Origin of the sequence: Flavobacterium sp. FlaQc-47, assembly GCF_044006475.1 — a bacterium.
Taxonomy (GTDB): domain Bacteria; phylum Bacteroidota; class Bacteroidia; order Flavobacteriales; family Flavobacteriaceae; genus Flavobacterium.
Window position 1 is genome coordinate 179260 of record NZ_JBIPCQ010000008.1, and the last position, 14147, is coordinate 193406.

The window sequence follows — 14147 nt, forward strand, 5'->3', positions numbered from 1 at the left end:
TTTCAATCAAAGGAAAGGTAGAAAAAAGCGTTTAAATGATACTTTTACGCCAAAACGATTTTTTCCCTGAATTCGATTGGGGTAAGTTTCGCATGTTTTTTAAAGTATTTAATAAAATAAGTGGGCTCTTCAAATCCCAGACTATAACCAATTTCTTTAACGCTTTGTCTTGTGTGTGCCAAAATTCTCTTGGCTTCCAGCATAATTCTGTCATCAATCATTTCTTTTGGTGTTTTGCCTAAAACCTTTGTAGTGGCCTGATTGAATCGTTTTTCTGTGATGTTTATCTGTTTGGCATAATAATTCACCTGTTTTTTATTTTTATATGTTTCTTCCAGAAATTTTTTAAACAGCATTACATAATCAAAGTCAGCATCTTTTTTAATCTCTGAGAAATTTTGCGTGCGTCTTTCTCTTTCTGAATGCAACAAGAAATTATGCAGCAGATTTTGTAAAATATCAGCCTGGAAATGGTCTTTTGAGTTGTTTAATTCTTTTTGCATCTGATCCAGTAATTCTCCAAATAGTGTAGCATTGTTTTGAAGACTGACTGGAAAATTTGAAAATAAATCGTTGAACAAAATACTATTTTGTAAAAACGTAGTGTTGCTTTCTGTACTACAAAAAAATCGCTCAGTAAATAAGATAGCTTTCCCGGCAACATCCGTTTGATTGTCAAAACGATGTACAATATCTTTGTTCAGGAATAGTAACGAGTTGGGATTTATTTGTATCGGATTAAAGTCAACCAAATGTGTAGGACTGCCATTTTGAAACCAGATTATATGATAAAAATCTGTTCGGTGAATCACCGTTAGTTTATCTCTAAATTCTGTATATAAATCGGCTAAATCCACAATTTCAAATTCTACCGAAAGTTCTCTTTTAAGACCATATTTTATAATGTCTGTTGTATTTTTAAGCGTATCGCTACAATTACGGCTAATCGTTTTAGATTTGGGACTTTTAGATACTTGCAATACGTTATCCTTGACTTCTTGTAAATTTGTCATATCGGTAAATTTGGTAAAACTCTCTTAGTTCACTTTTTAATTTGTCTTCATCCACCAGTCTCGCAGTTGCTTTTGCTCAATGGTTGGATTTTCAATTTCAGTAAGAATATATTTTTGAGGATCTTCGGTAGCAAATGCCTTCGAAGAAAGTATAACTTCATTACATGTATCGTTATGTGCTGAAAGCAATATAAAATTGATCTCAGTTTACAATGTATTGATCTGGAAACTTTCTCTTTAAGTAAATGCCACTGTAACAATAGTGTTAATCTGGTGCATAAAAGTAATAAAGCTTTTTGTTATAAATAAGTGATTTTTAAACATAATAAGAGGGCTCTAATGATCTGTATTTCAACACGAAATGCAATGCAGGAATGAAATGTAAATAATTATTTTTTAAACTATTACATGAAAATGTCATTAAAACTTCAGCAAATTATAATTATTTTGTGTGAAGTGTAAGTTAGCTGACATTTCCCTTTTTTATAGTACCATAGTTTTACACACTCAAAGATGTAAAAAGATTAAATTCATGAAATATTTCTTTTATTTTTTAAGTAACTTCATTCCTGTTGAGAATGCGCAGAACGTGATTGTCAAATTTGTAAATAGTATAGATTCTTTTATTAACTCAAAAAACAATCCCGAATTCTTACTATTATAAGGGACAGTAGTAGCGTAACTCAATTAAAAATCAAATATAGAAAACAATGTGTACAGTAAGTTTTGTAAATAATAACGGAATTGTAATTATTACATCAAACCGGGATGAAAAAGTAGCTCGTCCCAGTGCAATTGAGCCAAGAAATTATGGTCACCACGGGAAAATGATATTATATCCAAAAGATCCAAAAGCCGGCGGAACCTGGTTTGCAATTGATGAAAACGGATCTGTACTGGTTTTATTAAATGGCGGAATTACAAAACACATTCCGGTATTGCCTTATCGAAAAAGCCGCGGATTAATAGCCTTGGATATTTTATCAAATGGTTCACCAAAGAGTTTCTGGAAACAAATTGACCTGGACAATATCGAGCCGTTTACGCTGGTTTTGTATCAGGAAAAAAAATTGTATCAGTTGATCTGGGACGGCTTTGAAAAGAGTGCAACAAAATTAGATGAATCTCAAAACTATATCTGGTCATCGGTTACTTTGTATCCTGATAAAATTAGAAAGAAGCGATCAGATTGGTTTTTTAATTTTTTAAAAGAGGCAGATCAAATTTCAGCTTCAGAGATGCTTGATTTTCATAGAAACACACACAGCGATGATTCTCAAAACGGCCTCATTATAAATAGAGAAGATATCCTGAAAACGCTTAGCGTAACACAAACGGTGATTGAGCAAAACAGATGTGTCATGAAATATTATGATTTAGTAAAAACAGAAGATTTTTCAACTTCGTTTATTCGAATTTAAAACAGGCTTATATGAAACTATTTTTTCACAAAGTAACTAATTGGGAGTACTGGCCCTTTCAGGTTTTATATCTTCCCATCTATTTCCTTTGGGCTTATTATGCGATAAGAGCCAGATCTGTTTTTTTCTTTAACGCCTCTAATCCAAAAATTAAAAATGGCGGCTTTATTATGGAAAGTAAAAAACAAATCTATGATTTACTTCCTGTAAAGTGTTATCCAAAAACGATATTGATTCCGGAGAATTCTCCCTTAAACATTATAGTCGATCAACTAGTCGACAAACAAATTTATTTTCCGGTAATAGCTAAACCTGATATTGGTTTGCGTGGTTCTGGTGTAAAGAAAATAAAAACCATTGCAGAACTTAAAAAATATGCCGAAAAAGCAAACTTTGACTTCCTGGTGCAGGACCTGATTGAGTTTAAAAACGAAGTTGGCATTTTTTATGTACGCCATCCGCTTGAAGAAAGTGGTAAAATTACCGGAATTGTGTGCAAAGAATTTCTAATTGTAACAGGCGACGGCAAATCAACCATTGAAGAGTTAATTAAAAAGACGCCACGGTTCCAACTTCAGTTTGATGTTTTAAAAGAAGAATATGGAACTCAGTTGAACCAAATTCTGCAGAAAGACGAAACGCTGAATTTAGTTCCGTTTGGAAACCACGCCCGAGGCGCAAAATTTCTGGATGGAAGTCATTTGATTACTCCAAAATTAACTATGATGATTAATGAAATTGCAAGTCAGATTCCGGAGTTCTATTTTGGGCGTTTTGATATCATGTACAATACTTTTGAAGAATTAGAACAGGGAGTAAACTTTCAAATTGTAGAGCTTAACGGAGCAGCAAGTGAACCAACACATATTTATGATCCCAAACATTCGGTTTGGTTTGCCTGGAAAGAACTGGCAAGACATATTACGTATATGTATGAAATAAGTGTTGAAAACCATAAAAAAGGTGTGCCTTATTTAGATTATAAAGTCGGGATGCGTGAATATAGAATGCATGTGGCGCAAAACAATAAAATTTTGAACTTTTAAGAAATGAAAAGCTTAAAAAATATCTCGGTTGGATTTCTGGTAAGTTTTCTGGGATCAATTCCACTGGGATATTTAAACTTAGTGGGATTAGAAATTTATACAAAATCAGGGCTTCATAATTTGCTTTTCTTTTTATCAGGAGTTGTTTTTGTAGAAAGCTTTGTCATTTATTTTACGTTGCTTTTTGCCAGTCAGCTCGTAAAGAATAAAAAATTAATGAAGGTAATTGACTTATTTTCAGTTATATTTATGTTTGTTTTAGCTTTTCTTTTTTATTTTAATTTCAATGATACAGCAAAAGCTACAAACAATTTGAATAAATATTTAATGTACTCGCCCTTTATAATTGGTCTGTTTTTAAATTGTTTAAATTTCTTACAAGTTCCTTTTTGGACGAGCTGGAATTTATATTTGCTTAAAGCAAAGTATATTACAATAGAAAAAGAATTTAAATATTATTATATCGCAGGAACTTTGATTGGTGTTTTTTTAGGAATGTTTAGTTTAATTGTAGTTTTACAGAGACTTTTCGAAAAAACAAATCAATTTTCAAAGTATGTAATGCCTATTCTGGTTCCGTTATTTTTTATTGTTTTGGGAAGTATTCAGGTGATTAAAGTGTATAGAAAGTATTTTAAACCTCAATTTTAGAAATTTAAAGTTCAAAGCTAATAACGGCTTTATTTTGAGAACGTTATTTTTCTTTCCATTAAATTTATACCATTTTACCGGTTATTTTAGTTGTATTTACAATTTTAACCAACGTGTTTGACCTGCAATATTGCTAATTAGAGTTGATACAATTTCAGGAACTCTAAGGTTAAAAACTTTATCGTGAATTTTTTTATATTTGGATAGTAAATAAATTTTATTATGTACGACGAGATCAAATACTGGTATCTAAGAGACCATAAGCTTTTTAGTGTTTTAAGCTTTTCGCAAATCAAACAGTTATGCATTATAACATGCTTTAAAAAAGCAAAAAAAGGGGAAATAATTTATTTTTCGTCTACTGATGTGCCTCGAATTTTTTTACTCAAAACCGGAAATATCAAGATTGTTTCTGTGGATGAAGATGGCTCAGAAACCATTAAAGATATCATACAAAAAGGAGATTTATTTGGCGAATTAGATTTGGTTAACGACATGAATTCAAATGAACATGCAGTTGCCATCACAAATGAAGTGAGCATCTGTAGTTTTATGCTGTCGGATTTTGAAAATTTACTCTTGCAAAATCCAAATTTGGCACTTTCTTATACCAAGTTTGTGGGATTAAAAATGAAAAAAGTAAAAAATAATTATTCTAATTTAATATCTAAAGATGCCAGAACGCGACTAATTGAATTTATAAAAGATTGGGCTGAAAAAGAAGGATTAAAAAAAGATAATTCTTACACTATTGAAAACTATCTTACCCAAGCTGATATTGCCCAGGTTATTTGTACTTCAAGGCAAACAGCCACCCAATTACTCAATGATCTAGAAAATGAAGGCTTAATTCATTATAACCGTAAAGAATTAATAATTAGTGATATTTCAAAATTTAAATAAAATAAAATTGAAAATTCATTTTTAAAACTGTCTGATACACATGCTAATAATTCAAGCATTAGCATATTAAGTTTTAAAAAAAGCATTACAAATAAAATAAAGCAAACCTTCTGATTTTGATAAGTGGCTGACAAATCCATTTTTAAAGACGAACTATTTTTACAGAATATAAAAATTCAAAAGTAGATCCAATGGAAACCATCTTAAAAAACAAAAAAATTCTAATTACAGCGGGTCCAACGCGCGAATACTTGGATCCTGTTCGATTTATATCTAATGAAAGCAGCGGAAAAATGGGTTATGCAATCGCAGAAGCTTTGCATGAAATGGGTGCAGATGTACTCCTGGTAAGTGGTCCGGTTTGCATCACCTCATCATTTCCAAAACATAAAATCGTTTCTGTTGTAAGTGCCAGTCAAATGTATGAAGCCTGTAAAACGAATTTTGAGCATATTGATATAGCCATTTTCTGTGCAGCGGTTGCGGACTACACGCCAAAAATTACTTCGGATATTAAAATCAAGAAAATCGAAAATGAAGCGACAGTAGAACTTAAAAAAAATATCGATATCGCCTTAGAATTCGGGAAAGTAAAAAGACAAGATCAAAAATCAATTGGCTTTGCACTTGAAACAAACAATATCCGCGAAAATGCCATCGGCAAACTCAAAAAGAAAAATTTTGATTTAGTAGTGATCAATTCGCCTACTGTCAATGAAGGTTTTGGATATGATACGAATAAAATAACTATTGTAGATAAGGAATTATCGGTAGTAAATTTTCCCTTAAAAAATAAAAAAGATGTTGCTTTTGATATTATAGCTCTGCTTAAAGAGAGTTTTAAAACTATTGTAGTAGAAAATAATTATATGGTGTGATTATTTTGGTTAGTGATGACCACGGCAATTATCCGGCACTGCGTTACTTTTCCCATTTTGCTATTAAACTTGATCCTTATGAAACAGTCCTTTTTGGTAGTTGTATTTTTAATTTTATTGGTTAGTACTATTGCTCAGGCGCAGGAAATTGTGAAAAGCTTTTCAGCGAGTACGTTGGGTAATCGGGAATTGAATAGTCTAAAAGTAAATTATGGTATAAACAAAATTATTCCGGCAGTATACGAAACTCAAATTCTAATAGCGCTTTCCTATTTTCCGGAACTTAAAAATACCAATATTGAATTTAGATTAAAGAAAACCAATACGCCACTCTCGTCAAAGCCAACTTTACCCGGACTGTTACAGTCGGCAAAAAATAGAAAATATATCATAACAATTAGCGAAGAAACAAATCCCGGATTGGAGCCAATATTGTTTAAAAAGTTAAATTTTAATGCTCAGGTTGGTGTTTTAGGTCACGAACTTTCTCATGTTTCAGATTATTTAACCAAAGGCTTTAGTAAAATGATGAACTTGTTATTAATCGAAATCTTTTCTAAAAAGCAAGTCGATCAATTTGAATCCAGAACAGATCATATTTGTATTAACCACGGTTTAGGTTTTCAATTATTAGATTGGAGCAAATCCGTTCGGGAAAACCTGAAAATCGATTATTGGAGAGGTGCTGATAATCTGAAACACAAAACTAGCGATGAACGCTATCTTAATCCGGAAACTATTATTCAGATAATGAAACAAAATCAACTTTATCATAAAACTCTAAATTATAATTAATTAAATTCAGATTATTTAATACTGTTTGTCTGTTAGACGACATTTAGCGTTTTCATTCTGTTTTACTTTTGCTTTATCAATAGCGACACTTTAAGCATTAACTACTATGAAAAAACAAATTTTAATTTTAATGCTGTCTGTACTATCAGCGGCATCTTTTGCGCAAACTTCAAAAAGTGCGAAACCTATTAATACACAAAACAGCATAGCCATACAAGGGTATGATCCAGTTGCTTATTTTGAAAATGGTAAGGCCACTAAAGGCAACAAAGAATTTGCTGCTACTTACGAGGATGCCATTTATTATTTTTCTACAGAGAATAATAAAGTAACTTTTTTAAAAAATCCATCTCAATATGTACCGCAATTTGGTGGGTATTGTGCTTACGGAATGTCAGAAGGTCACGAAGCATCAATTCAACCCGAAGCGTTTACAATTGTAGACAACAAATTATATTTAAACAATAGTTTAAAGGTAAAAGAATTATGGGTTAAAGATCAGGCAAGCAGAATTCAAAAAGCCAATGAAAATTGGTACAATAAAAAATAACTATTAGTATTTATCACGATGAAAAAATTAATATTAGTACTATTCACCACACTTTTAACTGCCACTGCATTTGCTCAGACAGCGGTAAAAAGAGCCGCCGAATTCAATCTTGAAAACAAGGTAGCCATTCAGGGATATGATCCGGTAACTTATTTTACACAAAAGAAAGCGGTAAAAGGAAAAACATCAATAACAGCTGCTTATGATGGTGTTACTTACAATTTTGCAACACAGGCAGACAAAGATTTGTTTCTAAAAAATCCTGCACAATACGAACCGCAATATGGCGGGTGGTGTTCTTATGCTATGGGTGCAACAGGTGAGAAAGTTGAGGTTAACCCGGAAACATTCAAAATTGTTGATGGTAAACTAAACCTTTTTTATAATGCTTATTTTAATAATACATTAAAATCGTGGAACAAAGACGAAACTAAACTGAAAGCAAAAGCAGATAATAACTGGAAAAAAATAATTAAATAATCAGATGCAGACCCACTTTTTGACCTGGATAATTAAACTCACAGCAGTTTTTATCCTACTGCAAACACTCTATTTTAAATTTACCGGAGCAGAAGAAAGCATTTATATTTTTCAAACCCTGGGAATAGAACCTTTTGGGAGAATAGGTTCCGGTGTTATTGAGCTAATGGCTTCGATCCTGATTCTGGTTCCAAGAACAACTTTATTAGGTGCATTACTAGCATCAGGAACTATGGCTGGCGCAATTGTGTCCCATTTATTTGTTCTGGGTATAGAAGTTAAAAATGATGGCGGGCTTTTATTTATTCTTGCTTTAATAACATTTGCGTGCAGCTTATATTTAATTGTGATCAACAGGAATCAACTACAGAACTTGCTAAAATTCAAAATCTAATTTTATGATTATTCAATCTATCAACTATTGTCTGCTTCAGGTAAATAGGCTTCTGAGTCAAATTGATGATAAAGATTATGTGATGCCGTGTTCAGAATTGAGCAATTCCAGTATTGGCGAACATATACGACATATTATAGAAATGTTTCAGTGCGTTATTAATGAATATGATTCTGGAATAGTGAATTATGATAAAAGAGAACGCAATAAATTAATTGAAACGAACAGCTGTTTTGCGATTACTCAAATTGATTTAATACTTAGCACTATAGACAAACCCAATAAAGATTTCTTGCTGCAACAAAATGGGATCAATGAAATCATCAGTATCGATACTAATTATTATCGTGAATTGCTATATAATTTAGAACATTGCATTCATCATCAGGCATTGATAAAAATTGGATTATCACTCAATTTTAAATACGCGGTCGATGAAAATTTTGGTGTAGCATTCTCCACTATCGAATACAGAAATAAAAACAATTAATTGTTTTATGTCTAATTGCTTAGTGTAACAAAAAGGGGCACTTTTTAGAGGTTTAATGATCATATAATTGTTGTTTTTCTAAAAGAAGTGAACAGAAAAGAAATTAACAGAAATGAAAAATGCATAACAGCAAAGAGGAGAATCTTTTTTAAAAAATTCTCCTCTTTATTTTAACTATAAAAAACTAGTTGTTTACCACAGCTGTAACTTCAATTTCAATGAAAATATCAGCTCTAAATAAACCTTTCACTTCTAAAAGTGTGCTTGCTGGTGGCGTTTCAAGATTAATGTATTGATCTCTCGCTTCTCTGTAATCAGCAATTTTTGAAATATCTGTTATGAAAATCCCAAGTTTTACAATGTCATTTAAACTTGCATTGCAACTTTCTAAAATGGCCTTGACATTTTCGAAAATTTGAACTGTCTGACTTTTTACATCATTACCTGTTAATTCTCCTTTTTGGTTAAGCGGAATTTGTCCGGACAGTAACAACATTTTTTGATTTCCCAGCGGAATTTCTACAACCTGAGATAAACCTTTTATCTGGAATACTTTTTCTGAATTTTTAAACTCTATCATATCTTAATTATTTATTAATGTAAAGTTCCGTTTTTAATCCATCAATGATTTTGCTAAAACTTCCATATTTAATGACTATTTCTTTCAGTGTAATTTTGAAAGTAATTAAGCTTTAGGTAGCTAACAATTTTATATTTTTGTAAAAATGAATATCCATGCATGTTTTCAAAGAAGAAGAAAAGAATTTATATCCCGGAACACATATTATCTTATCATCGGATAAAATTGGAAAAACAGAAATTTGCCGACAACAACACAAAACTCCGTTCCATAAAACGAACATGCTAAAGGAACATTTTTTATTATTTGCCCTGGAAGGAACAAATGAATTACAAATAGGCAATCAGTTCATTTCTTTAAAAAAGGGAGAAATGTTACTGTTGAAAAAGGCAACGTACGTAGAGATTGTGAAGAGAGGCGAAGCAGAAGACAATTTTATGTACGAAAGTGTTTCCTTCTCTCTCAAAAAAGATATAATCCTTGATTTTATTAAATTAATAGAAATGGATAATTATCATCATGATAAAATAGTAGATAAGAAAATTTTGGTTCATTCTTACGGAATACGGTTACAAACCTTTTTAGACTCATTAAAACCATATTTTGATGAGACTGAAAAGATAAAAACAGGTTTATATAAGCTTAAAATCCTGGAACTGCTTTATGACCTTTCAGACGAAAATCCAGTATTTTTACAGCAACTGGTGAATCTGAATCGCATTGAAACCCGCGATTTAATGACCGTTGTAGAAACGAATTATCTTAAGCCATATACACTCGAAGAATTAGCTTATAAATCAGGGCGAAGTTTGTCCGGTTTTCGCCGTGAATTTGAATCCTTATTCCAAACTACACCTGCAAAATGGATTCAGGAAAAACGATTACAAAAAGCTAAAGAATTAATTTTTTCTACGCAATTAACTATTTCAGATATTTGTAATGAAGTAGGTTATGAAAATGTTTCCCATTTCTCACGTTTGTATAAAAGTCATTTTGGCTATAATCCCAGCGAAACGAAAAGTCGTTTAAATTAGCAGAAATGGCATTTTTCCTTTTCATTGGGAATAATCCCATTCTTCGTATTTTGCACAGTTATTCTAATATAAAAATTTTCATTAAGCCTATTGCTCATTAATTACCATCTCTAAAGTTTTTGACACTTTCATCAGTTAAGGTTATAAAATCTAATTTTCCTTCGCATTGGTCCCCTAACGGTGCTTGTATTCCAAATCCAACTTTTACAGTGGGAGCTAAGTCTAATCCAAAACAACGAACAAATCTCCACTTGTCTCCATTAAGTGAATAATGAAGTCCCCATAAGTCTCCTTTACGGGTGATTCGTAACCAGCATTTGTTTGATGGGATTAATTCACCATTGGCATCGTCAGACCAATTGTCTGTGATTACTGATACAACATTATACGTTGCATCAACGCCAAGCTCAACGGCTAATTTTATCCATCGGGTTTCACTTTCTCTCACCATTAAAAAAGCTGCATCGTAGTCAAAGTTTCCTTTTGTTTCCACTTCTGCTTTGATGGTAAAATCGCCGGTTTTTTCGATATAAAAAAATGAAGCGGTATCTTTAATATATTCTTTGTACTTACAAATGAAATCAGTTTTAGCATTTGCTACAAGTTGAAACCCAGTGTCTGTATCAGTGATTTTGCAGGCATTCAGACTGCTGTTAAAAGTATTGGTCATATAATTTTTTAATTTGTGTTATTTGAAGTTTAAAGGCAACGTTTAATCCGGTAAATTTGTTATTGAAAGGCCATTATTTATGGTGAAAAAGCTTGCAAACTATGTGAAAAGATACAAAATAGATTAGCGCAAGCCTATTGTATTTATCAGCAATAACGATTCATGCAGAAATTGCAAAGAAATAAAAGAATTCTAAATTTCTTGGAATTCATAATTAAAAAACCTGAAGTTGGCAAACTCCAGGTCTTTTTTCTACAAGTACTAATTCAAAATATTAAAATTGGTAATAGCCTGGTTAAAATATTCCACCACCGAATTTGCTATTGTTATCTGATGCGAGCAGAAGAATTTTTGATTTCATAATGTGGTATGATTATGGTCATTGATTATTGTGATTGTCTTTTTATTACATTTTAAAGTTGCTGGCAAGACTCTTATTTCGTCAAAATATTCCAATCGCGATTCGGATATTCTTCTGCTCCGGCTTTTTTAATCTTATTTTATTTTAAATTTTTCAATACCGGAATAAGTAATTCTGTCCTGATGCGGTGCTTGTAATCTGGAGAAACATATTCAAAAAGTATTGCGCTGTCACGATTCACAACAAAAACGGAAGGCACTGGTAAGAAATTAGAGTTGACTCCATTAGATTGTATGTAAATTACACTTTTGCGGTTGTCCGGAGCTTCAAAAGCAATTCCGACCGCTTTTATTAGTTCTCCTTTTGAGTCAGAAACCAAGGTGTATTTTATTTTGTCTTCTTCTTCTGTTACTTTTAGATTTTCAGGAGAATCTGGACTTACCGCAATAATTTGATATCCCAGATCCAGAATTTCTTTTTCGGCTTCAGCCAATGCCTGCAAATGCATATTGCAGTACGGACACCAGCCTCCACGATAAAAAACAAGAACTGTCTTTTTCTTTTTTAGTAGGTCCGAAATGTTTACATCTGTATTATCAGATAATTTTACAGTAAGGTTTGGAATCTTTTTTCCTATTATCAGGGGAGCGATTTCACTCGCAGATTTAGCAATTACGTTTTGTGCATTCGCAACAGAAGTGAGGATTACTAAAAAAGTAAAAAGTAATTTTTTCATAGTATATAGTTGGACATCTTTTTGATGATGTAAAACTATTGTACCAGAAAAAAGTATAATGTCGGCTAATTTACACTTTGCCCAAAATAATTATAATTTGGTATTATGGCGAATGACAATTTCTTTTATGTCGAAGATCAAAAGGCAATTGTTCCAGGGAAAAAAGAGCAGTTTATATCATACAAAATTAGGGGTGTGAAAAAACCATGAGGTAGTTGTCGAGGAGAATCATGATGATGCAAAGGTTTTTAAATGGTAAGAAGTAGATACCATTTATCCTTAATGTTGTAGTGCATTATTTCAATAAAACTTTGTGTTTTGCGCCCCAGTTTTCCAACTGGCGCCAAATCGGAATTAAATCATTTGCTATTGCTGTTAGTTCATAATCAACCCTTGGTGGAACTTCAGCATAAACGGTACGTTTTACCAATCCTTCTTTTTCCAGCTCACGCAACTGTAGTGTTAGCATACGCTCTGTAATGTTTGGAATTTGTTTTCTTATTTCGCCAAATCTTAATTTACCATCTTCTAATTTACACAGGATTATCAACTTCCAGCGACCGCCTATTTTACAAACAGCATAGGTTAAATTACATCCTTCGGTGATGAATTTCTCGTTCTGCATATTAGTCGAATTTTCTTTCCTGATTCCCATTACTTACAAATTTGTTAGTACCATACATTTAGACGTATACCGTGTAAAAGTAAGCATTACCTAATAAATTTGCGGTCTATTTTAAATTTATATATAATGAAATTATCAGAACAGGTAGAGAAGGTATTGCATAAAATTCAAAATATTGAAGTGCCTGAAGATCTAAGTCTCTCGGAAGCAGGAAGAGCTTTCTATGAAAAATTTATTCCTCTGGCAGGAGAAAAAGAAACTGTTTTTCAAATAGACCAAAAAGGAATAACTTAATGAAGGGGAATTTTTAATGCAGGATATTACCCAATTTATTACAACTCAAAATTCTTTATAATGAAAAAATTCGCATACATTGGCTGTCTTAGTTTTTTGGCAGTAATTACAACTGAGTTTGGCATCATCGGTATTTTGCCGCAGGTTGCAGAACATTACCAAATTAGCATTGATAAGGCAGGATATTTATTAAGTGCTTTTGCATTGGTTATTGCGCTGACCGGTCCTTTTATGACCTTGCTGACATCAGGTTTTGATCGTAAGAAAGTAATGCTTACCGCTATTTTTATTTTTTTGATCACAGGGGTAGTTTCTTCCTTTTCGCCGCCTTTTTGGCTGCTCATGCTGGTACGGATATTACCCGCCTTTCTCCAGCCCGTTTATATTGCAACTGCTTTGTCAGTTGCCATATCGCAGGCAGATAAAAAAAGGGAGAACGAATTAATGAGCATTGTTTTTAGCGGTGTTGCCATCGCAAGTGTCAGTACAATTCCATTTGCTACCTGGCTGGCAGGTTTATTCTCTTGGGAATATTCTTTTATGGTGCAGGCAATCGTGAGTCTTGTGGCACTGGCGGCGATTTATTTTGTATTGCCGCCAATGCCTGTCAAATCAAAAAAATCTTATGGCAGTCAATTGAAAATATTAAGGAAGCCTACTTTTATCGTCAGTACGGCAATGAACTTTTTTATGATTACAGCGTGGTTTTCTACCTACAGTTATTTTGCAGAATATCTCAATAAAGCCAAAGGAATGGATATGACTATGGTAAGCTATATGCTGTTTTTGTTTGGCGTTATTGGTGTATTTGCCAATTGGATTGCCGGTAAAATGCTGAATAAAAACGTTGCAAAAACCACCGCTTTTTTCCTTTCGGGAACTATTTTAATACCTGTCCTTTTAAATTTATCAGACGGAAATAACGCTGCAACAATTGTAGTAATTGGAATTTGGGGTTTCCTGTTTTCTCCCAGTTTTTTGAACGCCTCAACTTACATGATTTCATCTGTACCTGATAGTTTAGAATTTGCTAATAGTCTTGCCACTTCATTTGGTAACTTGGGTGTAACATTAGGAACAACATTAGGCGGCTGGATAATTATATCAAAAGGCGTTGGGTATAATCCGTTGGTAGGAATTGTTTTTGGTGTTTTAGCCTTGCTAATGATTATCTTAAGAAGTTTTTTAGAAAGTAGAAGCCGTAAAGATTTGCGATTCTAATTCTA

18 protein-coding genes are annotated in these 14147 nt (G+C 32.5%); 13 read left to right on the forward strand and 5 right to left on the reverse strand.

The genetic code is table 11. From position 1 onward, the window contains the following. Window positions 1-44: 44 nt before the first annotated feature. Window positions 45-1013, reverse strand: coding sequence for an AraC family transcriptional regulator (locus tag ACHRVX_RS21450; protein ID WP_395336098.1), 969 nt, complete (start codon window positions 1011-1013; stop codon window positions 45-47). A gap of 710 nt (window positions 1014-1723) precedes the next feature. On the opposite strand from ACHRVX_RS21450, the gene ACHRVX_RS21455 reads away from it, so the two are divergent. From ACHRVX_RS21455 to ACHRVX_RS21500, 10 genes are all read left to right on the forward strand, one after another. Then, window positions 1724-2434 carry an NRDE family protein gene (locus tag ACHRVX_RS21455; RefSeq protein WP_395336100.1) on the forward strand — a complete coding sequence of 237 codons (711 nt, stop codon included), beginning with the start codon at window positions 1724-1726 and terminating at the stop codon, window positions 2432-2434. A gap of 11 nt (window positions 2435-2445) precedes the next feature. Beyond that, window positions 2446-3480, forward strand: coding sequence for a D-alanine--D-alanine ligase (locus ACHRVX_RS21460; RefSeq protein WP_395336102.1), 1035 nt, complete (start codon window positions 2446-2448; stop codon window positions 3478-3480). A gap of 3 nt (window positions 3481-3483) precedes the next feature. Then, window positions 3484-4131, forward strand: coding sequence for a hypothetical protein (locus tag ACHRVX_RS21465; protein ID WP_395336104.1), 648 nt, complete (start codon window positions 3484-3486; stop codon window positions 4129-4131). 222 nt (window positions 4132-4353) lie between these two features. Next, complete coding sequence (locus ACHRVX_RS21470; protein WP_395336106.1) at window positions 4354-5034, forward strand: Crp/Fnr family transcriptional regulator; 681 nt, start codon at window positions 4354-4356, stop codon at window positions 5032-5034. Window positions 5035-5225: 191 nt separating this feature from the next. Next, the gene (locus tag ACHRVX_RS21475) at window positions 5226-5912 is read left to right on the forward strand and encodes a phosphopantothenoylcysteine decarboxylase (protein WP_395336109.1); all 687 of its coding nucleotides are present in this window, start codon (window positions 5226-5228) and stop codon (window positions 5910-5912) included. A gap of 78 nt (window positions 5913-5990) precedes the next feature. Then, on the forward strand, window positions 5991-6707 hold the full coding sequence (locus ACHRVX_RS21480) for a hypothetical protein (protein ID WP_395336112.1): 717 nt from the start codon (window positions 5991-5993) through the stop codon (window positions 6705-6707). A 106-nt stretch (window positions 6708-6813) separates the two neighbouring features. Further along, window positions 6814-7257, forward strand: coding sequence for a YHS domain-containing (seleno)protein (locus ACHRVX_RS21485; RefSeq protein WP_395336114.1), 444 nt, complete (start codon window positions 6814-6816; stop codon window positions 7255-7257). Between the two features lie 18 nt (window positions 7258-7275). Then, window positions 7276-7737: a YHS domain-containing (seleno)protein gene (locus ACHRVX_RS21490; protein ID WP_395336117.1), complete on the forward strand. Its 462-nt coding sequence runs from the start codon at window positions 7276-7278 to the stop codon at window positions 7735-7737. A 4-nt stretch (window positions 7738-7741) separates the two neighbouring features. Continuing rightward, window positions 7742-8131 (forward strand): DoxX family protein, encoded by a 390-nt coding sequence (locus ACHRVX_RS21495; RefSeq protein ID WP_395336120.1) that lies wholly within the window; start codon window positions 7742-7744, stop codon window positions 8129-8131. A gap of 4 nt (window positions 8132-8135) precedes the next feature. Further along, a complete protein-coding gene (locus ACHRVX_RS21500) occupies window positions 8136-8621 on the forward strand; it encodes a DinB family protein (RefSeq protein WP_395336122.1) in 486 nt (161 codons plus the stop codon). Between the two features lie 184 nt (window positions 8622-8805). Here ACHRVX_RS21500 and ACHRVX_RS21505 read toward each other — a convergent pair whose 3' ends face one another. Next, window positions 8806-9201: a RidA family protein gene (locus ACHRVX_RS21505; protein ID WP_395336124.1), complete on the reverse strand. Its 396-nt coding sequence runs from the start codon at window positions 9199-9201 to the stop codon at window positions 8806-8808. 155 nt (window positions 9202-9356) lie between these two features. Between ACHRVX_RS21505 and ACHRVX_RS21510 the strand changes: the two genes are divergently transcribed. Further along, window positions 9357-10235 (forward strand): helix-turn-helix domain-containing protein, encoded by an 879-nt coding sequence (locus ACHRVX_RS21510; RefSeq protein ID WP_395336126.1) that lies wholly within the window; start codon window positions 9357-9359, stop codon window positions 10233-10235. Between the two features lie 97 nt (window positions 10236-10332). Here the strand turns inward: ACHRVX_RS21510 and ACHRVX_RS21515 are convergent, their stop codons facing one another. The 3 genes from ACHRVX_RS21515 to ACHRVX_RS21525 all read right to left on the reverse strand — a co-directional run bounded on the left by ACHRVX_RS21515 (window position 10333) and on the right by ACHRVX_RS21525 (window position 12657). Beyond that, the gene (locus ACHRVX_RS21515; RefSeq protein ID WP_395336128.1) at window positions 10333-10905 is read right to left on the reverse strand and encodes a DUF1349 domain-containing protein; all 573 of its coding nucleotides are present in this window, start codon (window positions 10903-10905) and stop codon (window positions 10333-10335) included. Window positions 10906-11405: 500 nt separating this feature from the next. Continuing rightward, window positions 11406-12002, reverse strand: coding sequence for a peroxiredoxin-like family protein (locus ACHRVX_RS21520; RefSeq protein WP_395336130.1), 597 nt, complete (start codon window positions 12000-12002; stop codon window positions 11406-11408). 295 nt (window positions 12003-12297) lie between these two features. Further along, window positions 12298-12657: a winged helix-turn-helix transcriptional regulator gene (locus ACHRVX_RS21525; protein WP_395336132.1), complete on the reverse strand. Its 360-nt coding sequence runs from the start codon at window positions 12655-12657 to the stop codon at window positions 12298-12300. Window positions 12658-12753: 96 nt separating this feature from the next. Here ACHRVX_RS21525 and ACHRVX_RS21530 point away from each other — a divergent pair, with 96 nt between their 5' ends. Further along, window positions 12754-12921: a hypothetical protein gene (locus tag ACHRVX_RS21530; RefSeq protein WP_395336135.1), complete on the forward strand. Its 168-nt coding sequence runs from the start codon at window positions 12754-12756 to the stop codon at window positions 12919-12921. A gap of 60 nt (window positions 12922-12981) precedes the next feature. After that, complete coding sequence (locus tag ACHRVX_RS21535; RefSeq protein ID WP_395336137.1) at window positions 12982-14142, forward strand: MFS transporter; 1161 nt, start codon at window positions 12982-12984, stop codon at window positions 14140-14142. The last annotated feature ends 5 nt before the right edge of the window (window positions 14143-14147 follow it).